Annotated in this window: 23 protein-coding genes, 4 tRNA genes and 1 pseudogene; 9 read left to right on the top strand and 19 right to left on the bottom strand. The window is 65.8% G+C overall.

From position 1 onward, the window contains the following. The 13 genes from tuf to H4O11_RS14115 form a co-directional block, all read right to left on the bottom strand. The coding region (gene tuf, locus H4O11_RS14175; RefSeq protein ID WP_182340068.1) for an elongation factor Tu at positions 1–994 on the bottom strand (994 nt) is incomplete at its 3' end. Positions 995–1,034: 40 nt separating this feature from the next. Then, positions 1,035–1,110 (bottom strand) — tRNA-Thr (locus tag H4O11_RS14170). Positions 1,111–1,163: 53 nt separating this feature from the next. Beyond that, positions 1,164–1,237 (bottom strand) — tRNA-Gly (locus H4O11_RS14165). A gap of 25 nt (positions 1,238–1,262) precedes the next feature. Then, positions 1,263–1,348 (bottom strand) — tRNA-Tyr (locus H4O11_RS14160). 136 nt (positions 1,349–1,484) lie between these two features. Next, positions 1,485–2,501 (bottom strand): isoaspartyl peptidase/L-asparaginase family protein, encoded by a 1,017-nt coding sequence (locus H4O11_RS14155; protein ID WP_182340067.1) that lies wholly within the window; start codon positions 2,499–2,501, stop codon positions 1,485–1,487. A gap of 450 nt (positions 2,502–2,951) precedes the next feature. Next, a complete protein-coding gene (gene ychF, locus H4O11_RS14150; protein ID WP_182340066.1) occupies positions 2,952–4,043 on the bottom strand; it encodes a redox-regulated ATPase YchF in 1,092 nt (363 codons plus the stop codon). A gap of 106 nt (positions 4,044–4,149) precedes the next feature. Next, the gene (gene pth / locus H4O11_RS14145; RefSeq protein WP_182340083.1) at positions 4,150–4,728 is read right to left on the bottom strand and encodes an aminoacyl-tRNA hydrolase; all 579 of its coding nucleotides are present in this window, start codon (positions 4,726–4,728) and stop codon (positions 4,150–4,152) included. 78 nt (positions 4,729–4,806) lie between these two features. Continuing rightward, the gene (locus tag H4O11_RS14140; protein WP_182340065.1) at positions 4,807–5,430 is read right to left on the bottom strand and encodes a 50S ribosomal protein L25/general stress protein Ctc; all 624 of its coding nucleotides are present in this window, start codon (positions 5,428–5,430) and stop codon (positions 4,807–4,809) included. Positions 5,431–5,539: 109 nt separating this feature from the next. Continuing rightward, the gene (locus H4O11_RS14135) at positions 5,540–6,499 is read right to left on the bottom strand and encodes a ribose-phosphate diphosphokinase (RefSeq protein WP_182340082.1); all 960 of its coding nucleotides are present in this window, start codon (positions 6,497–6,499) and stop codon (positions 5,540–5,542) included. 140 nt (positions 6,500–6,639) lie between these two features. Then, a tRNA-Gln gene (locus H4O11_RS14130) sits at positions 6,640–6,716 on the bottom strand. Positions 6,717–6,727: 11 nt separating this feature from the next. Continuing rightward, positions 6,728–7,600, bottom strand: a complete 873-nt coding sequence (ispE, locus tag H4O11_RS14125) for a 4-(cytidine 5'-diphospho)-2-C-methyl-D-erythritol kinase (RefSeq protein WP_182340064.1) — start codon at positions 7,598–7,600, stop codon at positions 6,728–6,730. Then, on the bottom strand, positions 7,597–8,253 hold the full coding sequence (gene lolB, locus H4O11_RS14120) for a lipoprotein insertase outer membrane protein LolB (protein ID WP_182340063.1): 657 nt from the start codon (positions 8,251–8,253) through the stop codon (positions 7,597–7,599). Before lolB ends, ispE begins: the two co-directional genes overlap by 4 nt. Then, positions 8,250–9,938, bottom strand: coding sequence for a tetratricopeptide repeat protein (locus H4O11_RS14115; RefSeq protein WP_182340062.1), 1,689 nt, complete (start codon positions 9,936–9,938; stop codon positions 8,250–8,252). Before H4O11_RS14115 ends, lolB begins: the two co-directional genes overlap by 4 nt. Before the next feature lie 63 nt (positions 9,939–10,001). Between H4O11_RS14115 and hemA the strand changes: the two genes are divergently transcribed. The 5 genes from hemA to ppk2 are packed head-to-tail and all read left to right on the top strand — an operon-like array spanning position 10,002 to position 15,240. Beyond that, entirely contained in the window at positions 10,002–11,285 is a 1,284-nt protein-coding gene (hemA, locus tag H4O11_RS14110) for a glutamyl-tRNA reductase (protein ID WP_182340061.1), read from the top strand. After that, on the top strand, positions 11,263–12,348 hold the full coding sequence (gene prfA, locus H4O11_RS14105; protein WP_182340060.1) for a peptide chain release factor 1: 1,086 nt from the start codon (positions 11,263–11,265) through the stop codon (positions 12,346–12,348). Before hemA ends, prfA begins: the two co-directional genes overlap by 23 nt. A gap of 3 nt (positions 12,349–12,351) precedes the next feature. Continuing rightward, entirely contained in the window at positions 12,352–14,052 is a 1,701-nt protein-coding gene (locus H4O11_RS14100) for an O-linked N-acetylglucosamine transferase, SPINDLY family protein (protein ID WP_182340059.1), read from the top strand. Beyond that, on the top strand, positions 14,049–14,411 hold the full coding sequence (locus tag H4O11_RS14095; protein ID WP_182340058.1) for a hypothetical protein: 363 nt from the start codon (positions 14,049–14,051) through the stop codon (positions 14,409–14,411). The genes H4O11_RS14100 and H4O11_RS14095 overlap by 4 nt, the downstream gene beginning before the upstream one ends. Positions 14,412–14,457: 46 nt before the next feature. Then, positions 14,458–15,240, top strand: coding sequence for a polyphosphate kinase 2 (gene ppk2 / locus H4O11_RS14090; protein ID WP_182340057.1), 783 nt, complete (start codon positions 14,458–14,460; stop codon positions 15,238–15,240). Between the two features lie 110 nt (positions 15,241–15,350). Here ppk2 and H4O11_RS14085 read toward each other — a convergent pair whose 3' ends face one another. Next, positions 15,351–15,950, bottom strand: coding sequence for a TlpA family protein disulfide reductase (locus H4O11_RS14085; protein ID WP_182340056.1), 600 nt, complete (start codon positions 15,948–15,950; stop codon positions 15,351–15,353). Then, positions 15,947–17,218 carry a YihY family inner membrane protein gene (locus tag H4O11_RS14080; protein WP_182340055.1) on the bottom strand — a complete coding sequence of 424 codons (1,272 nt, stop codon included), beginning with the start codon at positions 17,216–17,218 and terminating at the stop codon, positions 15,947–15,949. The genes H4O11_RS14085 and H4O11_RS14080 overlap by 4 nt, the downstream gene beginning before the upstream one ends. 76 nt (positions 17,219–17,294) lie before the next feature. Here H4O11_RS14080 and wrbA point away from each other — a divergent pair, with 76 nt between their 5' ends. From wrbA to H4O11_RS14065, 3 genes are all read left to right on the top strand, one after another. Then, entirely contained in the window at positions 17,295–17,888 is a 594-nt protein-coding gene (wrbA, locus tag H4O11_RS14075; protein ID WP_182340054.1) for an NAD(P)H:quinone oxidoreductase, read from the top strand. Beyond that, positions 17,885–18,241: a DUF2069 domain-containing protein gene (locus tag H4O11_RS14070; RefSeq protein ID WP_182340053.1), complete on the top strand. Its 357-nt coding sequence runs from the start codon at positions 17,885–17,887 to the stop codon at positions 18,239–18,241. Before wrbA ends, H4O11_RS14070 begins: the two co-directional genes overlap by 4 nt. Positions 18,242–18,318: 77 nt before the next feature. After that, positions 18,319–18,804 (top strand): asparaginase domain-containing protein, encoded by a 486-nt coding sequence (locus H4O11_RS14065; protein ID WP_182340081.1) that lies wholly within the window; start codon positions 18,319–18,321, stop codon positions 18,802–18,804. Positions 18,805–18,892: 88 nt separating this feature from the next. Here the strand turns inward: H4O11_RS14065 and H4O11_RS14060 are convergent. The 4 genes and pseudogenes from H4O11_RS14060 to sufT form a co-directional block, all read right to left on the bottom strand. Next, positions 18,893–20,260: pseudogene (locus H4O11_RS14060) on the bottom strand (S8 family peptidase); the annotation flags it as partial. A 243-nt stretch (positions 20,261–20,503) separates the two neighbouring features. Then, positions 20,504–22,255: a S8 family peptidase gene (locus H4O11_RS14055; protein ID WP_182340051.1), complete on the bottom strand. Its 1,752-nt coding sequence runs from the start codon at positions 22,253–22,255 to the stop codon at positions 20,504–20,506. 450 nt (positions 22,256–22,705) lie between these two features. After that, positions 22,706–23,800, bottom strand: coding sequence for a branched-chain amino acid aminotransferase (locus tag H4O11_RS14050; RefSeq protein ID WP_182340050.1), 1,095 nt, complete (start codon positions 23,798–23,800; stop codon positions 22,706–22,708). Positions 23,801–23,890: 90 nt separating this feature from the next. Beyond that, entirely contained in the window at positions 23,891–24,442 is a 552-nt protein-coding gene (gene sufT, locus H4O11_RS14045; RefSeq protein WP_182340049.1) for a putative Fe-S cluster assembly protein SufT, read from the bottom strand. A 120-nt stretch (positions 24,443–24,562) separates the two neighbouring features. Between sufT and H4O11_RS14040 the strand changes: the two genes are divergently transcribed. Beyond that, positions 24,563–24,982, top strand: coding sequence for a hypothetical protein (locus H4O11_RS14040; RefSeq protein WP_182340048.1), 420 nt, complete (start codon positions 24,563–24,565; stop codon positions 24,980–24,982). Positions 24,983–24,992 lie beyond the last annotated feature (10 nt).

Genomic DNA, 24,992 nt, shown 5'->3' with positions numbered 1-24,992 from the left:
GCGGACGGTAGCCGTTGAAGAACGGGGTGTGGCGGCCGCCCTCGTCCTTCGACAGCACGTACACTTCGCCTTCGAACTCGGTGTGCGGCTTGATCGAACCCGGCTTGCACAGCACCTGGCCGCGCTGGACGTCGTCACGCTTGGTGCCGCGCAGCAGCAGGCCGGCGTTGTCGCCTGCCTGACCCTGGTCGAGCAGCTTGCGGAACATTTCCACGCCGGTGACGGTGGTCTTCTGGGTGTCGCGGATACCGACGATTTCGATTTCTTCGCCGACCTTGATCACGCCACGCTCGATACGACCGGTCACCACGGTGCCGCGGCCGGAGATCGAGAACACGTCTTCCACCGGCATCAGGAATGCCTTGTCCACGTCACGTTCCGGTTCCGGAATCCAGGTGTCCAGCGCTTCGACCAGCTTGATGACAGCCGGCACGCCGATGTCGCTCTGGTCGCCTTCCAGCGCCAGACGGGCCGAACCGGCGATGATCGGGGTGTCGTCGCCCGGGAAGTCGTACTTGCTCAGCAGCTCACGCACTTCCATTTCGACCAGCTCGAGCAGCTCGGCGTCGTCGACCATGTCGGCCTTGTTCAGGAACACGACGATGTACGGCACGCCGACCTGGCGCGACAGCAGGATGTGCTCGCGGGTCTGCGGCATCGGGCCGTCAGCAGCCGAGCAGACTAGGATCGCGCCGTCCATCTGCGCAGCACCGGTGATCATGTTCTTGACGTAGTCAGCATGGCCCGGGCAATCGACGTGGGCGTAGTGACGGGTCGGGGATTCGTATTCGACGTGCGCGGTCGAGATCGTGATGCCACGCGCCTTTTCTTCCGGCGCGGCGTCGATCGAGGAATAATCCTTGAACTCGCCACCGAAGCGCTCGGCACCGATCTTGGTCAGTGCGGCGGTCAGCGTGGTCTTGCCGTGGTCGACGTGACCGATGGTGCCGACGTTGACGTGCGGCTTGGTGCGCTCGAACTTACCCTTGGCCATGGCTGCTTATCTCGAATTCGTCTTGGGGTGGTGCCGATGATGGTGCTCACGAAAGGAATCGAACCTTCGACCTCTTCCTTACCAAGGAAGTGCTCTACCGACTGAGCTACGTGAGCGAGTTTTGCATTATGGCATGAACTGAAATATCTTCAAAGTTCCAGACATTCAATGGAGCGGGAGACGGGAATCGAACCCGCACAATCAGCTTGGAAGGCTGAAGTTCTACCATTGAACTACTCCCGCATCGGGAATTGCCACAACGTGAAACTGGTGGAGGGAGGTGGATTCGAACCACCGAAGGCGTAAGCCAGCAGATTTACAGTCTGCCCCCGTTGGCCGCTTGGGTATCCCTCCTTACCACCCCAACCCGTGCCGCCAAAGCGGTGCGGTGTGTGGTGGTGAGCCCGCAATTCTGCTGATCTGGCGAAGGCCTGTCAACACGTTTTTTCAGTTTTTTCACATGCTGTCGCAAAGCCATTGATACGCAAGGCTATTGGCCAGGCACGTCAATCTGCTCATCCGCGAAAATGGCCAGATGCGGTACACCGTCCGCGCCGATCCACCCGCGGTACATCCCCTGGGTGTTGAACGGCAGGCCGATCTGCCCATCGGCAGTCAGCACGATGGCGCCTCCGTTGCCACCCATCGCCGGGATCAGCTCGTTGATGACCTGCTCTCCAGCCTGTCGCGCCGACTGCCCGCCAAGCCGCACCCGCGCACAGATCTCATGGGCTGCGGCGGTGCGGATGTAGTACTCGCCCCAGCCGGTACCGGACACCGCGCAGCCGCTGTCAGCCCAGGTGCCGGCACCGATGAGCGGCGAATCCCCCACCCTGCCGTAGCGTTTGTTGGTCATGCCACCGGTGGAGGTTGCTGCGGCCAGCCTGCCCTGTCCATCCAGCGCTACCGCGCCGACCGTTCCAAAGTGCCTGGCGGTTTCCAGGTCAGCATGGGCCTGCCCTGCAGCCGCCTCCTTCAACGCCCGCTGCAACTGCTGCCAGCGCGCCTCGGTACGGAAGTAGGCCGGATCCACCAGCGCGATGCCCTGTTCGGCAGCAAAGGCTTCAGCCCCCTGTCCGACCATCATCACGTGCGGAGAATGCTCCATCACCGCGCGCGCCAGCAGGATTGGATTGCGCACGCGCTGCACGCCGGCAACCGCGCCAGCCCGCTGGGTCGCACCGTCCATCAGGGCCGCGTCGAGTTCGTTGCGGCCATCGTGGGTGAACACCGCGCCCTTGCCGGCATTGAAGGTGGGGTCATCCTCCAGCACCGTGATCGCCGCTGCCGTGGCCTCCACCGCGGCATGCCCCGCCGCCAGCTCGGCATGCCCCTTCAACAATGCCGCCCGTAGTGCGCTGCGCGCTGCACGCTCCTGCTCCGGCGACAATCCTGCGCGCTCCACGCCGGCCCCGCCATGGATGACCAGCACGGGAGACACCGGCTCTGCAGTGGCCACCGATGCAACCGACATCAACAGGAGGACGAGGGCTGGACGCAGGGACATGGAAGGCACTCCGCAGGAAGGATGTCGATACGCTGCCCGCGCCGCCGGATCAACGCAAGTCCGGTTGGTCATCCTGCAACCGGCAGAAACGCAACGCCGGTTCTCCACATCCTGCGTGGAAAGCGATGGGGGTTTGGTGTGGACAACCTGCGCTGAGCCCCACGCACCAAGCGCTTCCATGCGTGGCTGTTTTTTGTCCAAAGGCCCTCGAAGCACCCTGTGACGCCCCTCCACGTCCGCCAATCGCGCACGACGCGTGCTTTTCCACACCCCAGGTGGAGAGCGACGGGGAGTAGATGTGGACAAGTACCCGTGAGCGTTCCACTGCAAGCCTTTTCGGCAGTGGCTGTTTTTTGTCCAGAAAAAAGGCCCCGCATCGGCGGGGCCCTCTTGATGCAACCGTGGCCTGGCGCAGCAGCGGCGACCAAAGGTCGCCGGCCACCGGTCCGGTCAGACGTTGAAGCGGAAGTGCAGGACGTCGCCTTCCTGCACCCGGTATTCCTTGCCTTCCAGGCGCAGGCGACCGGCTTCCTTCGCACCCGCCTCGCCCTTGTACTTGATGAAATCGTCATACGCGATGGTTTCAGCGCGGATGAAGCCCTTCTCGAAATCGGTATGGATCACCGCAGCGGCCTGCGGTGCGGTGGCACCCTTGCGCACGGTCCACGCACGGACTTCCTTCACCCCAGCGGTGAAGTAGGTCTGCAGGCCCAGCAGGCTGTAGGCCGCGTTGATCACGCGGTTGAGGCCCGGCTCGGCCAGGCCGAGATCGGCCAGGAACGTATCGCGGTCTTCGTCATCCAGCTGCGACAGCTCTTCTTCGATGGCGGCCGATACCGGGACGACCTGCGCGCCCTCCTCCGCCGCACGGGCACGCACGGCTTCCAGGTGCGGATTGTTCTCGAAGCCATCCTCCAGCACGTTGGCGATGTACATCACCGGCTTGAGCGTCAGCAGGAACAAGTCACGCACCAGGGCCTTCTCTTCATCGTCCAGCCCGGCAGCGCGGCCGGCCTTGCCGTCGGCCAGCGCAGCCTGCAGCCTGGCCAGCACCGGCTTGCGTGCGGCAGCGTCCTTGTCACCGCCCTTCGCCGCCCGCTCGGCACGATTGAGCGCCTTCTCGACGCTGTCCAGGTCGGCAAGCGCCAGTTCGGTGTCGATGGTGTCGATGTCCGAGATCGGATCGACCTTGTTGTTGACGTGGATGACGTCGGCGTTCTCGAAGCAGCGCACCACGTGGGTGATCGCATCGACCTCACGGATGTGGGCGAGGAACTTGTTGCCCAGGCCTTCACCACTCGCCGCACCGGCCACCAGGCCGGCGATGTCGACGAACTCGACCGCAGTCGGGATGACCTTCTGCGGGTTGATGATCGCGGCCAGCGCGCTCAGGCGCGGGTCCGGCACCGGCACGATGCCCACGTTCGGCTCGATGGTGCAGAACGGGAAGTTGGCTGCGGCGATACCGGCCTTGGTCAGCGCATTGAAGAGGGTCGACTTGCCCACGTTGGGCAGCCCGACGATGCCGCATTTGATACCCATGTTCGACAACCTTTGGGGTGAAAGTGATTGGCGAAAAGGCGCACGCACCGTTTGGCCAATCCGTCTCGTCGCACAGCCACCGAGCATGGCCCGGCGCTGCGGCGCTTTATTTCGGGGTGTGCAGGCGCTTCATCGCCTCGTTGAAATCACCCTGCACCGCAAGCGGCAGCACGTCGATGGCATCGTCTATCGCACGTGCGACCAGAATCTCATCGTCCCGGGAAGCGCGGCCCAGCACCCAGGGAACGACGCGGTCCTTGTGGCCCGGATGGCCAATGCCCACGCGCAGGCGATGGAAACGTCCGTGCCCGAGCAGGCGGATGGTATCGCGCAATCCGTTCTGGCCACCATGGCCACCGTCGAACTTCAGCCGTGCCGCGCCCGGTGGCAGGTCCAGCTCATCGTGCGCCAACAGGCTCTCTTCCGGCTCGATCTTCCAGAACCGCAGTGCGGCAGTGACCGACTTGCCACTGAGATTCATGAAGGTCGCCGGCTTCAGCAGCCATACCGGCTGGCCTGCGATGTCGATCCTGGCCGTCTCGCCGAACAGCTTGCTGTCCACGCTCCAGCGCGCACCCGCCTTCTCGGCCAGGGCCTCCACAAAATGAAACCCAGCATTATGCCGGGTCCGGGCGTGCTCTGGTCCGGGGTTGCCCAGGCCAACGATCAGTCGCAATCCTGCCATCATCTCTTCCAGGTCGCTGCCGGCATTCAGTGCCAACAGGTACGGCACCCGTCCCGAAGGACGGGTGCCGCGAAGGCATTACTCGGCAGCCGGTGCTTCTTCGACCACGTCGGCAGCGTCTTCCTTGCCGTGCTTGGCAGTGACCACGGCATCGTCGTGGTCCTTGCCCTGCGCCAGCGACGGAATCTCGACGCCCTTCGGCAGCTTGATGTCCGACAGGTAGATGATGTTGCCGGCCTCCAGGTTGCCCAGGTCGATTTCGATCGACTCCGGCAGGTCCTTCGGCAGGCAGCTGACGGTCACTTCCTTCAGTTCGTGGGTAACCACGACATCGGCAGCCTTGCCGGCCGGCGAGGTTTCTTCATTGATGAAGTGCAGCGGCACCGAAGCGGTCAGGGCTTCGTTCTCGTTCACGCGCTGGAAATCCAGGTGCATGATCAGCTGCTTGAACGGATGGCGCTGCATGTCACGCAGCAGCACGCGCTCGACCTTGCCGTCCAGGTTCAGGTCCAGGATGGACGAGTAGAACCACTCGTTGGCCTGGGCCAGCCAGATCTCGTTGTGGTCCAGGCTGATGGCGACCGGTTCGGCGCTGCCGCCGTAAACGATCGCCGGGATCACGCCAGCGTGACGCAGGCGGCGGCTCGCACCCTTACGCTGCAGTTCACGCTTGGTGACCTTGATTTCATGGGTCTTCGACATTTTCGACTACTCAGGTTGTTGCCTTGCCTTGCGGCTTGGCGGTTTGAAGATGCTTCCGCGACCAGAAGCACCCGGGATATCCCTGCCGTTGTCGGCGGGGACGAAAAAATCAGTCCACGTACAGCGAGCTGACCGACTCACCGAAGGCGATGCGGCGCATCGTCTCGGCCAGCATTTCCGCCACGCTCAGCTGGCGGATCTTGCTGCATACCCGCGCTGCGTCCTTCAGCGGGATGGTATCGGTCACCACCAGCTCGTCGAGCTGTGAATTGGTGATGTTGTCCACCGCCGGGCCGGACAGCACCGCGTGGGTGCAGTACGCGGCGACCTTGAGCGCGCCGCGCGCCTTCAGGGCAGCGGCAGCAGCACACAGGGTGCCGGCGGTGTCGACGATGTCATCGACCATGACGCAGGTCTTGCCTTCGACGTCACCGATGATGTTCATCACGGTGGAGACGTTGGCGCGCGGACGGCGCTTGTCGATGATCGCAAGGTCCGCATCGTCCAGCCGCTTGGCCACGGCGCGGGCACGCACCACGCCACCCACGTCCGGCGACACCACGATCAGGTTTTCCGTGCCGTACGCGCGCCAGATGTCGGCGAGCAGCAGCGGCGAGGCATATACATTGTCCACCGGGATGTCGAAGAAACCCTGGATCTGGTCGGCATGCAGGTCCACGGTCAACACACGGTCGGCGCCAGCGGTGCTGAACATCTTCGCCGCCAGCTTGGCGGTGATCGGCACGCGCGAAGACCGCATGCGGCGATCCTGGCGCGAGTAGCCGAAGTACGGCACCACGGCAGTGACACTGGCAACCGAGGCGCGCTTGAGCGCATCGATCAGGACCAGCAGTTCCATCAGGTTCTCGGCACTGGGCGCACTGGTCGGCTGGATCACGAAAACGTCCTGCTTGCGGACGTTTTCTTCGATCTCGACCTGGACTTCCCCATCGGAGAAGTGCGAGACCAGCGCCTTGCCCGGCCGCACCCCCAGCTCCTTGCAGATGTTCTGCGCCAGGCGTTTGTTGGCGTTGCCGGAAAAGACCAGCAGGTTGGGCGACTGTTGCATCATGATTGTCTCGGGCGGGGGGCGAGTGACGGAATCTGGTAACGGCAGGCACCCGAAGGCCCCTGCAGCTGATTACACCGCGGCGGTTTCCACGTCCCGCGCAAGACAGATGCGCTGGTTGGCGCGGACACGACCGCAAGTGGCAGGGGCGGTAGGATTCGAACCTACGAATGCCAGGATCAAAACCTGGTGCCTTGGGCCTCTTGGCGACGCCCCTGCATCAAAAAATCAGTTACGCTCGAGTGCTTCCAGCAGTGGCGAACGTGCAACGCCCGCGGCCACCCACGCCCGCAACTCCTTCGGAAGTCCCGCCTTCGCCTCCGCAGCAGCTGCCTGCGACGGAAACTCGACGAAACACCCACTTCCCGACCCCGTCAGCCGCGCCGTCCCGATCCTGCTCAACGCGACAAGCACCGCCTCTACGGCAGGCTCGCGGCGGCGCAGCACCGGTTCGAACGCATTGCCGGCCAAGGATCCGGAAGCGAAGTCCTCTATTTTCGCCATTGGACTGTCGCGCGTCAAATCGGGGTCTGCAAACAGGGCTGGCGTAGGCACATGCACGCCCGGATCGGCAACGACGTACCAGGCCGGTGCAAGCACCACCGGCTGCAGCTGCTCGCCCACCCCTTCGGCCCATGCATTGTGGCCGCGGACGAAAACCGGGACGTCCGCGCCCAATCGCAGGCCCAGCGCGGCCAGCCCGTCTTCATCCAGCCCCACCTTCCAGAGACGGTTGAGCACGACCAGCACCGTCGCCGCATCGGACGACCCCCCGCCAAAACCGCCACCGGCAGGAATCGATTTTTCAACGATGATATCGACACCATGGCCGATATTGGCCGACGATTTCAGCAGCCTTGCCGCACGAACAGCAAGATCGTCAGCTTCCGCCACGCCCGCAAGCGACGCGCCCTGCCGGCACACCTGGCCATCGGCGCGCAGTCGCAGTCCGATACGGTCACCCCAATCCAGAAGCCGGAACACCGTCTGCAACGTGTGGTAGCCGTCGCTGCGTCGACCCGTGATGTTCAGGAACAGATTCAGTTTGGCCGGAGCCGGCCACCAGGACCAGCCACCCGCGTCATCAGGAACCGGCGTCATGGACTCTGCGCGCCCCATTGATCGATCACCAGCCGCACCCGGGCATCGCCGCTGCTGGCTTCAATGCGTCGCGGCAGGGCCTGCCGGCCTTCGCCAGCCGGATACCATTCCAGGTACTGCACGTCCCAACCGGCCTGCTGCAGCCGCCGCGGCCGTCCATCGACATCGCGCTGCAGGCCACTTTCATCCGATCCTTCCAGCACCAGTCCGCGGGTCCAGTCCGGCAGTTGATTGACGGGAATGTCCCAGCCAGTAGCGTCCAGCAGCAGCACATGCGCATCGCCCCCCTCGCGGGGACCGCCTTCCAGTCCTTCCAGCCGCCCTGCCCCACCCCCGGCATCGCCGTGCAGGCGCCAGCTCTGCCGGGTCACCGGTGCGCTGAGCTGGACCTGGTAGGCGTCGCCCTGCTGGCTCCAGTCGATTCGACCGCTGCCGCCGTTCCTGCCTTTGCTGACAGCTACCCGGCCCTGGAACTCCCAGTCCGGTTGTGCGCGCAGCGCCTGTACCCGCGCCGCCTCGGCCCGCTCGGCGGCCGGCGACACCGTATAGGCCACGTCAGGGGGGGGCGCCTTCTGCGTCCCCACGCTGGTGCAGGCACTCAACGCCAGGCCCGCGGCCAGCAGCAGCAAGGGACGTGCGATCGAAAACATCATGGATTGAATTTCTCGCGGACGCGCTGCAGCGCGCGGTTGTCGGGGTCCAGCTTGGCCGCCTCATCGAAGTAATGCCGCGCTTCGTCCTGGCGGCCCATCACCCATAGCACTTCGCCCAGATGGGCAGCGATCTCCGCATCCTTCACCACGGTGTAGGCACGACGCAGCTGGGCCAGCGCCTCTTCATTGCGACCCAGGCGATACAACACCCAGCCATGGCTGTCGATGATCGCCGGATTGTCCGGCTCGGCCACGCGCGCGCGGTCGATCAGTTCCAGCGCTTCCTGATAACGCGACGTGCGATCGGCCAAGGTATAGCCCAGCGCGTTCAGCGCGGCGACGTTCTCCGGTTCGGTCACCAGCACCTTGCGCAGGTCGGCCTCGGCGCGCGCGATGTCGTCGCGACGCTCCCACGCCAGCGCGCGGGCATACAGCAGTGCGTTTTCATCGGGGTAAGCGGCAAGCCCGCGGGCCAGCGCATCCAGCTCACCCGCCTCGTCACCCGCCCGCAGGCGCAGTTCGGCTTCCAGCAGGTAGGCATCGCGACGCGCCTCTTCGGCCAGCATGGGGTCGGACTGGATCGCATGTACCTCTTCCAGGGCTTTGTCCTGGTTGCCCAGCAGCCCAAGTGCATTGGCTGCACGCAGCCGCGCTTCGCTCAGTTCATCGCCTCCGGGAACGCTGTGGTACCAGTCCACTGCCTCCTGGTAGCGCTTCAGGTATTCGGCGATCTTGCCCAGCAACAGGCGCTGGGCCGGGTCCGGCTTGCTGGCGGCCTTCGACAGTTCCGCGTAGAGCGCGGAAAGCGCTGCGGCGTCTTCACGCTTGGCCAGCAGCGACGCACGCATGCCGAAGGTCTGTACGTCCTGCGGGCCATAGGCCAACACGCGCTCGGCGGCGGCAGACTCATTCATCGCGTCATAGGCGATGGCCACGGCATTGCGCAGGTCAGGACTGGTACGGGTCTGCGGCTCCAGCGCCTGCAACGTCGCCATTGCCTCTGCGGTCTTGCCGACCTGGTTCAACTGGCTGGCACGCAACAGCGCGACCCGCGGATCATCGGGAAAGCGGCGGACCACCTGGTCGACCATGCGCTGGGCCAGCTCAGGTCGTTCCATGCTCATGGCCAGGCGGCCGAATTCCTGCCACACCTCGATCCGCGCGGGGATGGCATCGTCCGTGACCAGCGCGTCGAGTACCTGCGCCGGCACCGCCGGATCACGCCCGCCACCGACCAATGCGGCCAGCGCGAACTTCCATCCGGACTCATCCGGCTCCGCCAGCACCGCCTTCAGCTCAGTGACCGCCTGTGCCGGCTGGCCCTGGCGCATCGCCAATGCGGCGGCGGCACTGCGCATGGCCAGCGAGCGCGGCGCACGCTGCTGCCACAGCGCCAACGCCTGCGCCGCACCGGCATCATCGTTGGCCAGCATGGCGATACGGGTGGCACGCTCGGCCAGTCCGGCGTCGCCGTCACTGGCCTTGGCGGCCAGCAGGTACTGCCCGGCGGCCTCGCCCAGCTTGCCGGCCTGCAGGGCGAATTCCCCCGCCAGCGCAGGCTCCAGGGAAGGTTCCTGGGAGGCCTCGGCGCGCGCCAGCGCACGGGCGGAGGATGGGGCTGACAGCGCCTGGCCAGCCATCAGGCTGAGCAACAGAACACTGGAGATGCGAATCAATGCGGGCATCGGCGGCATTGGGGCCTTAAAATGAGTGCCTATGGCCAGCAGCTTATCGCAAGCAACTGAACAATGACCCTGTGGGTGCTCGGACTGAATCACCAGACCGCACCGGTGGACCTGCGCGAACGCGCGGCCTTCGCCGGTGACGCGCTGCCGCGCGCGCTGGATTCGCTGCGCGATACTCCGCAGATCGCCGAAGCCGTGCTGCTGTCCACCTGCAACCGCACTGAACTGTATGCGGTTGCCGACTCCGGACAGGCACTGAACCATTGGTTGCAGAGCCAGGCCGGCGACCTGCAGGGCTATCTGTACCAGCACGCCGATGCGGATGCGGTGCGCCACCTGTTCCGGGTCGCCACGGGACTGGACTCCATGGTGCTGGGCGAGCCGCAGATCCTCGGCCAGGTGAAGGACGCATGGACCGTCGCGCGCGAGCAGGGCCTGCTCGGCCAGCGCCTGGACCGGCTGTTCCAGCAGACCTTTTCGGTGGCCAAGCGCGCGCGAACCGATACCCAGGTCGGCGCCAACCCGGTTTCCGTGGCTTCGGCCGCCGTCCGGCTGGCGCAGAATGCGTTCGCACGGCTGGACGATTCGACGGTGCTGCTGGTCGGTGCCGGCGAGACCATCGAGCTTGCAGCCCGCCACCTGAGCGAAGGCAAGGTGCGGCGCCTGCTGGTGGCCAACCGCACGCTGGCCCACGCCCAGGACCTGGCCAGCCGCCATGGCGGCGTCGCGCTGCCGTTGACCGAGTTGGATCGCCACCTGGCCGAGGCCGACATCGTGTTCTCCGCCACCGCCGCGCGCGAGCCGGTCATCCACCGCGATACGGTGGCCGCGGCCCTGCGCGCGCGCCGGCACAAACCCATGCTGCTGTTCGACCTGGCCGTACCGCGTGACATCGAGCCGACGGTCGCCGAGCTCGATGATGCCTTCCTGTACACCGTCGATGACCTGGAACGGGCGGTGGAAGACAACCGCCAGGGCCGTCGCGAGGCGGCCGCCGAAGCAGAAGCGATCATCGACCTGCAGGTGGCCCGCTATGTCGAAACCCAGCAGGCCGGAGCACGCCATGCGCCGCTGAAACAACTGCGTGCATTCGGCGAAGCGACCCGCGCGGAGATGCTGCAACGCGCACGCCAGCAACTGGCGCACGGCAAACCTGCTGATGAAGTACTGGAACTGCTTGCGCACGGATTGACCAACCGGCTGTTGCATCCGCCCACCGCCGCACTGCGTGCGGCCGCGCTGAGTGGCGACGCCGACCTGGCCCGCGCGGCCGAACGCCTGTTCCCGGCTGCCCCGGGCTACCACCACGCACCTGTGAGAACTGATGACGCCGACCCTGCGCCGTAAGCTGGAAGCCTTGGCCGAGCGCCGCGACGAACTGGAACGCCTGCTGGCCGAGCCCGACGTGGTTGCCGACAACAAGCGCTTCCGCGATCTTTCCCGCGAGTTCGCCCAGCTGGAACCGGTGGCGATCGCACTGGCCGACGAAACCCGTGCCAAGGGCGACCTTGCGGCTGCCGAAGCCATGCGCGCCGACCCGGACCTGCGCGCGCTGGCCGAAGAGGAGATCGACGCGGCGCAGGCGCGCCTGCAACAGCTGGAGCAGGAGCTGGCCCTGCTGTTGGTGCCACGCGATGCGCGCGATGACGGCAACCTGTTCCTGGAAGTACGCGCGGGTACCGGCGGCGACGAAGCGGCGATCTTTGCCGGCGACCTGTTCCGCATGTACGCCCGCTATGCCGAGCGCCAGGGCTGGAAGGTCGAAGTCGAATCGGACAACCCCGGAGAACACGGCGGGTACAAGGAAGTCGTCGCCCGGGTGGTCGGTCGCGGCGCATTCTCGCGACTGAAATTCGAATCCGGCACGCACCGCGTGCAGCGCGTCCCGGCGACCGAATCGCAGGGCCGCATCCATACCTCTGCCGCCACCGTGGCGATCATTCCCGAGGTGGAAGAGGTTGACGACGTGCAGATCAACCCGGCCGACCTGAGGGTGGATACGTTCCGCTCCTCCGGTGCCGGTGGCCAGCACGTCAACAAGACCGAGTCGGCAATCCGCATCACCCATGTCCCCAGCGGCGTGGTGGTGGAATGCCAGACCGAGCGCAGCCAGCACGCGAACCGGGACAAGGCGATGAAGCGGCTGAAGGCGCAGTTGCTCGATGCCGAACGCTCGCGCCAGGATGCTGCCCAGGCCGAGTCGCGGCGCCTGCAGGTCGGCAGTGGCGACCGCAGCCAGCGCATCCGTACCTACAACTACCCACAGGGACGGATCACCGACCACCGCGTCGAAGGCCTTACCCTGTACGACCTGCCCAATGTGATGGCCGGCGACATGGACGCGCTGGTGCAGCGGCTGGCGCACGAGCACCAGGCCGACGCACTGGCCCAGCTGTCCGAATCGGCCTGACCGATGCAGGCCGGCGCCCAGCGGCAGCAACTGCAGCAGGCCGTGCGCCGCCAGCCCGGCGACTTCATCGCCTGGGTCATGCTGGCCGACGCCGAACTTGAAGCCGGCGACCTGCGGGCCGGCGAGCAGGCAGCCCGACGTGCGCTGCAATTGCGCCCGGGCCATCCCGAGGCGTTGGCACGACTGGGACGCGTCGCCTGGATGGCTGGCGCCCACGCCGATGCTGCCCGCCTGTTGGGCGAGGCAGCGGCGATCATGCCGGCACACCCGGGCATTGCCTTGTGGCTGGGCCATGCACTGGAGGACGCTGGTGATGCCGAAGCTGCGGCGGCAGCGTACCGGCGCGCCCACGCGTTGCTTCCCGATGAACCCTACATCGCCGCGCAGCGGCTGGCCTGGCAACGCCGGCTGTGCGATTGGCAGGACGTGGAAATGCTGTCACGACAGGTCCGCGATGCGGTGACGCGCGGACAGGGCGCCGTGGAGCCGTTCGCATTCCTGAGCGAAGAAGCAGGTGCCGCCGAGCAGCTGGCCTGCGCCCGCCTGCGCGCGCGGCAGATCAGCACATCCGTGCAGCCACTGCCACCGGCCACGCTGCGTCGGCAGGGCCCGCTGCAGCTGGGCTTTCTGTCCAACGGATTCGGTGCGCACCCCACCGGGCTGCTGACCGTGGCGCTGTTCGAACACCTGCAGGCAGACCCTGCGGTGCAGGTCCAGTTGTTCGCGCTCAACCGCGATGATGGCAGCACGATCCGCGGGCGATTGTCCTCCGCGGCGCGCGTGCACGATGTCGCCGCCATGCGCCATGCGGACATCGCCGCACGCATCCGTGCCGCCGGCATCGACATGATGTTCGACCTGCGTGGCTGGGGTGGTGGCGGTACGCCGGAAGTACTGGCGATGCGCCCTGCCCCGCTACAGGTGAACTGGCTGGCCTACCCCGGTAGCTCCGGTGCACCGTGGATGGACGTGGTGCTGGCCGACGACTTCGTGCTGCCCACGTCGATGGAAGCACATTTCAGCGAACGGGTACTACGCCTGCCACGCGCGTTCCAGCCATCGGACAACACCCGCATGCTGCCGCCACCGCCATCACGCACGGCCTGCGGCCTGCCCGATCATGGCACGGTATTCTGCTGCTTCAACAACAGCTACAAACTCAACCCGCGCAGCATGGCGCGCGCGTTTGCCGTACTGCAACGCGTGCCTGGCAGCGTGCTGTGGCTGCTGTCCGGACCTGGCCATGCCGACCAGCGCCTGCGCGATGCAGCCACCGCCACAGGCGTGGATCCGGCGCGGCTGGTGTTCATGGCCAAGCAGCCGCACCCGCAGTACCTGGCGCGCCTGCAGTTGGCGGACCTGTTCCTGGACACCCACCCCTACAACGCACATACGACCGCATCCGATGCACTGTGGGCCGGCTGCCCGGTACTGACCTGCCCCGGCGACACCTTCGCCGCGCGCGTGGCAGGCAGCCTCAACCACCATTTGGGCCTGGAGCGCATGAACGTGACCGACGATGCGGCCTTCGTCGCCACCGCCAGTGCCCTCGGCAACGACCCAGCGGCGCTGGCCGCGCTGCGCGCCGAGCTGGTGCAGGCGCGCCAGCACAGCGGCCTGTTCGACATGGCCGCCTTCGCACGCGATCTGTCCATGCTGCTGCAGCTGTTGGCCCGCGAGCGTGGCTGGCAGGGCCCGGCATGAACGATCAGCCAGGTTTCGAGCTGGTCCTGCCGCTGTTGCAGGCCGCCCGCGAGCAGACGATCACCGGGCTTCGGCATTCGCCCGCCGATCCGGTCCTGCGCGAGCGCTTGCGTCAGCTTGACCGCGCCATGGGCTGCCTCCAGCTGTGCGCAGCACACCTGATCACTGGCAGTGCGCGGATCAGTGCACTGCCTTGGGCCGGCAACGCCTTCGGCAGTTACGGCGTGATCGAGTTGGACGAGGAAGGCGAGCCGGCAACAGGCGCATTGCTGCAGTTGAATGGGCAGCAGGTAGACCTGCTGCCCGGCGACCTTCTGGTGCAGGGCGTTGGCCCGCCACCGGGCGTCGACAACGCCTGAGCAATGGCTGCGCTACGCTCGGGCTTCCTTCCCGCGTGGTGTGACGATGGCCAAGCTCAAGCGCAAGGAATACGACGAACTGCTGCAGCCGCTGCAGCTGGAACTGACGATGATGGCCCGCTGGGTGCAGCACAGCGGGCAACGCCTGCTGGTGCTGTTCGAAGGACGCGACACGGCTGGCAAGGGCGGCGCGATCCAGGCCATCAGCCAGCACCTCAACCCTCGTCAGTGCCGGGTGGTGGCGCTGCCCAAACCCACCGACCGCGAATCCACGCAGTGGTATTTCCAGCGCTACGCCACCCATCTTCCGGCCGCCGGCGAGATCGTGCTGATGGACCGCAGCTGGTACAACCGCGCCGGGGTCGAACGGGTGATGGGGTACTGCAGCGAAACCGAGTACCAGCAGTTCCTGCACCAGGCACCGGTGTTCGAACAACTGCTGGTGGATGACGGGATCCTGCTGTTCAAGTACTGGCTGTGCGTGGACCAGGAACAACAGGAAAAGCGCTTCGCCGAGCGCCATGTCGATCCCTTGAAGGGCTGGAAGCTGTCACCGGTGGATCTGAAGTCGCGCAGCAAGTACAGCGCCTATACCGAGGCGCGCGAAGCGATGCTGCGCGCCACCCATCGCGACGGGGCGCAGTGGACGCTGGTGGATTTCAACGACCAGCGCTTGGGCAGGTTGACCCTGGTGCGCAACCTGCTGGACCGGTTGCCGGATACGCGGGTGGATGCACCGCTGCCGGAGCTGCCGAAGCTGAAGGGCAAACTGCATCGCGAGCACTACGACGTGCTGAAGCCGATCGAGGATTTCCCGGTCGAGGAGTAAGCGGGCGGTCGGGCGGCGCCCCCCCACCCGCCGAAGCTTTCAAGCCACGGCAACCGCCACGGCAACAGCGGGTATTCCATGAAATGGCGGGGTGGCGCCCGGCTGAACCTTCATTGCTTCGCCGCGGCGATCTGCTTTTCGATATCCGCGGCGGTGACCGGCCCCACGAACGAGTGCGCCAGCTTGCCCTGCGGATCGATCAGGTGGGTCAGCGGCAAGCCGCGCGGCGTAGCGAAATCGGCTGGCGGCGCGTATGGGTCGACGATGGCAATCGGATAGGTCACCGGTCGCTCCTTGAGGAACGCCTGCATATCAGCCGGGTCGATGTCCTCATAGGCCAGGCCGATGACTTCGATCTGGCTGCGCAGGGCGTGCAGCGCCGACAGCTCCGGCATCTCCTTGCGGCATGGCGCGCACCAGGTCGCCCAGAAATTCACCACCACCCATTTGCCACGGTGCGTCGCCAGGTCGTACGCCTTGCCATCCACGGTCGTCACTTCCAGCGTCGGCCGTTCGGCGGTGACCCGCTCGGCTTCGGCCGCCCCTGCCGCATCAGGGTCCGGCGCACCTGCCGCATCCGGATCGGCCGGGGACGGTGCCGCAGGCTCGGCGGGCGGTGTCGCAGCAGGGTCCGCGACCGGTGTCGTCGGTGGCTTGCATGCCACCAGCAGCAGGACAGCCAGGGCCGGGACTAATGCTTTGGGACTCATCGTGTATCTCCGGGGGGATAGATATCGCTGACGCGGCGCTTGAGTTTCTCACGCAACGGCAACCGCAATTCGTCCAGCGCCGCCAGCGCTGCCTGTCCAAGGCTGTCGTCGCGATAGGGAAGGTGCTGCTCGGCGATCGGGATCCGCAGCTGGGTGGACTCATACAGATCGGCAAGCGTGAGCTGGTCCAGGTCCCGGGCCAATATCCATTCGCCACTCTCCGCCCGCCGCACCAACGCGATGCGCTCCATGTCGCACAGCAACTGCTGCAGCAGCGAGTCGGTCATCATCGGCTCGTGCTGCAGGATATCGTCGTCGGTCAGGCCGCGCCCCTGCGAGCGTGCCTGCTGGAAGCGGCCGAGCAGGCGCAGCAGGCCGTAGAACTCGTAGCCGGCGGGCAGGCGCAGCTCCGCTGGCTGGTAGCGGAAGGCGGCCATGGACGAGGCCAGCGAGGCGCCCAGCAGGACCGATACCCAGCACAGGTAGATCCACAGCAGCAGGATAGGCACGAAGGCGACCGTCCCATACAGCTTCTGGTAGGACTGGAAGCTGCCCAGGTAGGCACCGATGCCCCACTTCACCAGTTCCAGCATCACCGCCGCCAGGATGGCACCGGGAACGGCATGCCGCCATTTCACCGTGTGATGCGGCACTACCCGATAGACCAGCGTGATACAGACGAACTCAATCAATATAGGGGCCAGCCGCAACGACAGATCGGCCAGCCATCGACCTTCCTGGGTGCCGAACAACGGCAGCGCGAAGACCCTCGCCGACACCGCCAGCGAGGCGGCGGCAAGCATGGCGCCCAGCGTCAGTACGGTCCAATAGACCAGGAAGCGGGTCAGCTTCGGTCGGCTGGAGCCAACCCTCCAGATCTGGTTGAACGTCTCCTCGACACTGTTGAGGGTGATCAGCAGCGAGATCACGAGCGCGATGAAGCCTGCGGCCGTGAGCTGGCCGGCACTGGCCGAGAACTGCCGCAGGTAGCCTTCAGCGGCGCGCGCGGCGCTGGGGACGAAATTGGAGAACACGTAGTCGCTGAGCTGGTCGCTCCAGCGGTCGAATACCGGGAACGCCGACAGTACGCCAAATACCACGATGGCCAGTGGTACCAGCGCGAACACGGTGGTGTAGGCCAGTGCCGCAGCCGCCTGGAACAGGCGGTCATCCAGGAACCGGCGCCACAGGAAGCGACCGAAGCTTGCCGCACGGGGCCGGTCGCGGGCGCGTTCCATCCATAGGTTGAACGTATTCAAAGGTTCCATCGGCGCAAGCGTACCCGATGCATGATGGGCTCAGGATAGCCATACTGGCGTCCCTTGGACGAGAAACGTGGCCACGATGGGTGAGATCCTGGTGCTTTACTACAGCCGCGGCGGTTCAGTGGCACGGCTGGCGCGCCAGATCGCACGGGGCATCGGCGAGGTTTCCGGCATGTCCGCGCGCCTGCGTACCGTGCCTGCCGTGGCGGCGGTCACCCAGACCGCCCGCCCTGCGGTGCCTGAGGAAGGGGCGCCCTATGTCAGCCTTGTCGATCTTGCCGAATGCGACGGCCTGCTGCTGGGCAGCCCCACCCGCTTCGGCAACATGGCCGCGCCCATGAAGCATTTCCTCGATGGGCTTGGCGCAGAATGGGTGTCGGGCACATTGGCGGGCAAGCCTGCCGCCGTGTTCACCTCCACCGCCTCGATGCACGGCGGACAGGAGTCGACCCTGCTTTCCATGCAGCTTCCACTGCTGCACCACGGCTGCCTGATCGTCGGCATACCCTTCACCGAGCCGGCCCTGAGCCATACCACCGGTGGCGGCACGCCCTACGGCGCAAGCCATGTCGCCGGCGCCAATGACGATCCGCAGCCCACCGACGACGAAGCCGTGCTGGCCCGGGCGCTGGGCAGGCGCGTTGCCGACATCGCGCGTCGCCTGTCGCCATGACCGCCCCCCTGTCGGCCCATCTGCGTGTGTTGGTGGTCGCCCTGCTGCTGTTGGGCGCGGTGTTTGCCATCTGGTTCGCCAATGACCGTCACTGGCTGGCAAGCCAACTGCTGTTCACTGCCCCCCCCTTGCTGCTTGGCCTCGGCTTGCTCACCTGGCGCAGTGCGCGCCCACGATTGGCGTTCTGGTCGTCAGTGCTGGCGTTGGGCTGGTTCAGCCATGGCGTGATGAGCGCATGGAGCCATCGCGACTCCATGCCGTGGTCATGGCTGGAAATCCTGCTCGCCGTCACGGTGATCTTCGCTGCCAGCCTGCCCGGCCTGCGCTCCCGCTTCGGCCGACGCCGTCGCTGACGTCCCCGCCCGCACGCCGTATCATCTGTATTCCAGCCCCCTGCAACGCCGCGCCAGGTTTCCAAGACATGCACATGATGGAAGAGCTCCTGATCGTCACCACCGGTGGCACGATCGACAAGATCTACTTCGACGACAAGTCGGATTACCAGATTGGCGATCCGCAGATCGGCATGATCCTGCGCGAGCTCGGCGTGACCTTCCGTTTCAATGTGATCCCGATCCTGCGCAAGGACTCGCTGCACATCAGCGACGATGATCGTGAACTGATCCGCGCCACCATCGCCGCACAGCCCACGCGGCACGTGCTGGTCACCCACGGCACCGATTCCATGGTGCAGACCGGCAAGGTACTTGCCACCATTCCGGACAAGACCATCGTGATGACTGGCGCGCTGAGCCCGGCACGCTTCCGCGGATCGGACGCCGAGTTCAACATCGGCTGTGCGATCGGCGCCGTCCAGTCGCTGTCCTCTGGCGTCTACATCGCCATGAACGGTCGCATCTGGAATCCGCAGAGCGTACGCAAGAACGTGGCGGAAAACCGATTCGAAGCAGTCTGAAACCAGCTCGTCCCCCATGGGTGGGGGACGATCTTCGTACGACACCAGCACGTCAACGGCAACGAATCACGGCGCCGTTCTACCGGATGCCCGCCTCCATCGCCTTGCCTACCGCTCCATCCGCATTGGCAATGCCCGCGCCACATCCTTCACGGCAGGAACCCGGCAGCGGCCGTGCAGTCGCCGTGAGAATGCGAACGACCTGTTCCGGGCTGAGCTTTCCGCCAGCCGCCGATTGCATCAGGGCCACCACGCCAGCGACGTGTGGTGCTGCCATCGAGGTGCCGTTGTAGGCCGCGTAGGTTGGTGCGCCCGGCGTGGTGCGACCGCTGTTGAGCGTGGAGAGAATGTTGTCGCCCGGCGCCGACAGGGTGATCCCCTTGCCATGGTTGGAAAAACCAGCACGCGCCCCGCGTGAAGTCGTGGCTGCCACCGCTACCACGCCTCGACAATTCGCCGGCGTAAAGCGCGACACGTCGGCGTTGTTGTTTCCGGCCGCGACAACCACCGTTGCACCATGGCCGATGGCGCTGTCCACGGCTGCCTGGGACACCCTGTCGCATGGCCCCTGGCCGCTCAGCGACAGGTTCAGCACCTTCGCTGGATTCCTGTTGTGCGGAACGCCACGGACGTCGCCGCCTGCGGCCCATACCATGCCATCGGCAATGTCCGACGAGTAGCCGCCGCCTTTGCCGAGCACCCGGACATGCACCAGCTTGGCGTCGAAGGCGGTTCCAGCGACGCCTTGCCCATTGTTGGTCGCCGCGGCGACCGTGCCAGCGACATGGGTGCCATGCCAGCTCGATGGCTGGCCCCACTGGCTGTCGCCGGCATCGTCCGGATTGTCATCACGGCCATCGCCATCTCCAGCCATGCCGCCGTCGCTGATGAAATCGAAGCCCGGCAGCGTATTGGCATCCAGTTCGGGATGCCGGGTGCGACCGGTGTCGATGACCGCCACCACCTGCCCGGCGCCGGTGGCCTTGTCCCAGGCAGGCCGCACGTTGAGCGATGCCGTGCTGGTCGAAAAACCCCATTGTTCGCGCAACCGGGGATCGTCTGGATCCAGCGCCACCTTCATGATGCGGTCCAGCTGGACATGGGTTACGTCGGGATCACTCGCCACCGCCGCCATCCATGCGCCGGCCTCGGCGCGGTCCAGTGGATGGCCTGCACGAACCACCGCCGGCCCGACGGCCATCCGGCGCAGCAATCGTGCGCCGCCAGTCACGATGCGCAGCCTGGATCCGGCATGATCAAGTGCCGCCTGCATCGCGCTGTCGTCGCCTGACAGCTGGCTTCCTGCACGGACATGGACAATGAACTGCTGGTGGGTTTCGGCCTGCACCAGGCCGGAGGGATCTATGTCGCCGGCATGGGCCGGTGCGCCGTACATCGCCACCAGTACGCAGGCAATGGCAGGTGACAGAAGACTTTGTTTGCAGGACATCTTCATACGCATACTCCATCGATTCGTGGCAAGCCCATCCTCCGCGTGTACGCATGCGCCGGGTATCGGGCCTCTACCCAAAACACCACCGGCACAATGCGCTGAGTGCAGCGCCATTCGGGGCGGCAGTTGTATTCGGTATCGGTCGGCCGCCGGATCCTTCACCGATCTGCGCAGTGATCTGCAGGCCTGTCACGACGACGCCCCGGCATTGCCGAGGCGTCGTGTGGTGCTTTGAAACAGATGTCGTCAGTACTGCGCGCGGACCGTCACCCCGGAGAAGGTGCTGTAGGCTTTCACCCTTACATGCCAGGTCCCTGCCGCAGGGCTGTTGAAGGTGCAGGTCTCGTTGTTGCCGCTCAGGTAAGGCCGGCAGTTGTAGCTGCTGTCGGTGGGCGCACTGCCCTGGCGAACATACAGGTCCGCATCACCGCTGCCGCCACTGATCGTCACCCGGAGCTGGCTGGCACCACTGGGTACGGTAACCGTGTAGTTCAATGCCGAGCCCGAGGCCGCCGACAGGTTGCCCACCGGCACGTTGTTCTGCAGGACATTGCCGTTACCCGGGTCCGGATCGGTACCACCACCACCCTGCGCCGCCGTCACCGCCGCATCGGCGTCGACGATACCCGCGCCGCAGCCGCCGGAGCAGGCTCCGGGCAGCGCACGTGCGGTGTTCTTGATGATGGTTTCCACCTGCGCGGGCGACAACGGCGTCGGCGCAACGGACTGCATCAGCGCGACCACGCCGGCCACGTGCGGCGCCGCCATCGAGGTGCCGTTGTATGACGCATAGCTGGCGGCGGCCGGTACCGTGGTGCCGGAATTGAGCGTGGACAGGATGGCCTGGCCCGGCGCGGAGATGTCGATGCCGGCACCGTAGTTGGAGAAGCTGGCCTTGGCACCCGCGCTGGTGGTTGCTGCCACCGCGATGACATTGGCACAGTTCGCCGGTACCGACGTGGACACATTGCTGGCCTCGTTGCCGGCCGCCACGACGACCGTGGTACCACGGCCGACCGCGCCGTTGATCGCGTTCTGGTAGGTGGTCGAGCAGCTCCCGCCGCCGCCGAGCGACATGTTGATCACCTCGGCCGGATTGGCATTGGCCGGCACGCCACTGACCGTACCACCGGATGCCCAGACGATGGCGTCGGCGATATCGGAGGTGTAGCCACCGCACTTGCCGAGCACGCGTACCGGCAACACCTTGGCATTGAAGGCAGTACCGGCCACGCCGGTGCTGTTGTTGGTCAGCGCAGCGACCGTACCGGCCACGTGCGTGCCGTGCCAGCTGGAGGTCGCCGCCGGATAGCCCACGCCGCATTCGTTGGCGGCATACCAGTCGCCTTCATCGTTGGCGTTGCTGTCACGCCCACCGCCATCGCGCGCCATCGCCGCGTCGCTGATGAAATCGTAGCCCGGCAGGATGTTGGCATTCAGATCGGGGTGGCTGGTGATGCCGGTATCGATCACCGCCACCACCACGCCGGTGCCGGTAGCCTTGTCCCAGGCAGGGCGCACGTTGATGGAGGCATTGGAGGTGCCGAAACCCCACTGTTCGCTCAGTCGCGCATCGTTGGGCACCAGGGTGGGCCGCATGATCTGGTCCACCTCGACGTATTCCACGTTCGGGTCGGCGGCCAGCTTGCGCATCAGCAGTTCGGCCTGCGCGGCATCGAGCGGCTGGTTGGCCTTGACCACGGTCGGGCCGATGGCCAGGCGGCGTACCTCCTGCAGGCCCAGCGCGCGCCCCTGCCCTGCCGACAGGCCGGCGGCGGCGGTCTTCAACGAGGTCGACAGTGCCGAGCGCGTCGCCAGCGGTGCGCTTCCGTCGCGGTACTTGACGATGAACTGCTGGTGGGTGGGTGCGGAAGACAGACCGCTGAGCTGCACGTCACCGGCGATGGCCGGGGCGACGATGAGCAGGGAGGTGAGCACGGATGCGCTCATGACGACCAATGCACGCTGACGCAAACGCGGTTGCGAAACCTGGGACATCGGAATTCCTTTTGGTGGTCGAACATGGATGCCGGATTCGGCGGTGTGTTCCGGTCCCTGTCCACTGGCTATGGCGGATGGCGGGAACGGGCGACCGGTGTGGGCAGCGCCCCTGTCTGCTGCCCCGACCCAGAAGCTAGTCCGAGTGCGTACCGGACGACAACGTTTCAGCGCCCCTTCAGCGACATGAAATGTCCGAAATGAGACTTCCCGTGTCTAAAATTTGTAAAGGTGAAGGAACTTTCATGCCTTCATCACGGCATGCGGGTGTCCACGGCATGTCCCCGGGTGTCTTTGCCGACATCGGCAGGCACCCCGCGCAGCTGGGCATGGGCCGGCGCTACCGGCACCACGATCACTGTCCAATCCCCCACGAAAAAGCCCGTCACGAGGACGGGCTTCTGCGGAAAACCACCGGGCATCGCCCAGCGTTACGGGGCAACCAGACGATCAGCCCAGCTTGACCAGCCAGCCATGGCGGTCCGGCAGGCGACCGTACTGGATATCGGTCAGTTCCTTGCGCAGCGACAGGGTGACTTCACCGGCCGGGGCGTCGATGTCACCCACCGAAAAACCCTCTCCCTTGAGCTGGCCGATCGGGGTAACCACTGCCGCGGTACCACAGGCGAACACTTCAGTGATGTCGCCCGATGCCACCCCATCCTTCCATTCCTCGATGCTGACCTTGCGCTCGACCACCTTCATGCCACGGTCGCGGGCCAACTGCAGGATGCTTTCGCGGGTGATGCCTTCCAGGATGCTGCCGGACAGTTCCGGCGTCACCAGGGTGCCATCCTTGTAGACCAGGAATACGTTCATGCCGCCCAGTTCTTCCAGGTACTTGCCTTCAACCGGGTCAAGGAACAGCACCTGCGAGCAGCCCTGGGCCTGCGCCTTCTGCTGCGGCAGCAGCGAAGCGGCGTAGTTGCCACCGCACTTGGCCGCACCGGTACCGCCCTTGGCCGCGCGCGCATATTCGGTGGACAGCCAGATCGACACCGGGGCCACGCCCTTGGCGAAGTAAGGGCCTGCCGGGCTGGCGATGACGTAGTAACCGGCCTTGTGCGCGCCACGCACGCCAAGGAATGCTTCGTCGCCGATCATGAACGGACGGAAGTACAGGCTGGATTCGTCAGCCGACGGCACCCAGTCCTTGTCCAGTGCAACCAGCTGCTTCAGCGATTCCACGAAGATGTCCACCGGCAGTTCCGGCAGCGCCAGACGCTGTGCCGAACGCTGCAGGCGACGGCCATTGGCATCCGGGCGGAAGGTCCAGATGGAACCGTCTGCGTGGCGGTAGGCCTTGATGCCTTCGAAGATCTCCTGGCCGTAATGCAGCACCGCAGCGGCAGGGTCCAGCAGCAGCGGACCGTATGGACGCACGTTGGCATTGTGCCAGCCGGTGTCCTTGTCCCAGCGCACTTCCACCATGTGGTCGGTGAAATGCAGGCCGAAGCCGGGCTTCTCCAGGATGGCGGCGCGCTCATCGGCGCTGCGCGGATGGGCCGAGCGGGTGACGTCGAAGCTGAGGTTGGACTGGGACACCGGATGTTTCCTGTTCTGGTTGCGGTTGTTACCGGGATTCCACCACGCGGGCGGTATGCGGTCAGGGCATGTCCATCAAAGCATGCCGGTCTAAAGCATGCCGGTCTCGAGACGGGCCGACTCGGACATCATGTGGCGGCCCCACGGCGGATCGAACACCAGCTCCACGTCGGCCTCGGCGACCGTGGGAATGATTTCCAGCTTGCTGCGCACATCGTCGACCAGGATGTCGCCCATGCCGCAGCCAGGCGCGGTCAGGGTCATCTTGACATCGACCTCGCGGCGGCCGTCATCCAGGTGCTTCAGCTCCACTTCGTAGACCAGGCCCAGGTCGACGATGTTGAACGGGATTTCCGGATCGAAGCAGGTGCGCAGCTGCTGCCACACCAGTTGTTCGACCTGCTCGTCGCTGGCGTCGTCGGGCAGCTCCAGCGGCGCCGGGGCCTCCTTGCCGATGGCATCGCCATCCTTGCCGGCGATGCGGAACAGGTTGCCTTCGACGAACACCGTATAGCTTCCCCCCAGGGCCTGGGTGATGTAGCCATAGCTGCCGGCGGGCAGGGTCACCGTATCGCCCTGCGGGACCATGACGGCCTCGCAGTCGCGTTCGAAGTGGACAGGTTCACTGCTACGGGAATACATGGGGCTCGATATGGGGCTGCGGCCGGGCCGCGCAAGCGGCCATTTTAGCCCAGCGGCCCGCCGCTCGCCCGTGCAGTGCGGCAAACCCAGTATCCTGTGGGCGACCCAAGGGAAAACCGCATGCCTTCGACTGCTGTACGTACCAGGACCGTGTCCTGGCTTTGGCCCCTGATGCTGCTGCTGGGGGCCGGCACCGCCCTGCTCGCCTGGGTATTCGTTGCACTGTTCATCGGCAACCAGGCCGGATGGATGGCCGTGGTGGTGGCCCTGGAACTGGTGTTCATGCTGCGGTTGGGAACGCTGCGCGGTGGCGCACTGCGCGTGGCGCTCGTGGTCGGCGGCACCCTGCTGGTGACCGCGCTGGCCTGGTGGAGCATCGCCAGCGCCTGGCTGGGCGGCTCGATGGGCCTGTCGCCATGGGAGTCGGCGCTGCGCATGGGGCCGCATCTGGCATGGACCCTGGTCGGCCTGGCCAACAGTGCGTGGGACTGGATATGGGTGCCGGTGGCAGCCGTGGTCGGCGCCTGGCTGGCACGCTGACCCTGCGTAG

This window comes from Stenotrophomonas tumulicola, assembly GCF_014117215.1.
Lineage (GTDB): Bacteria > Pseudomonadota > Gammaproteobacteria > Xanthomonadales > Xanthomonadaceae > Stenotrophomonas > Stenotrophomonas tumulicola.
The sequence above is the reverse complement of the archived record's forward strand: the minus strand, read 5'-3'. Positions and strand labels throughout refer to the sequence as shown.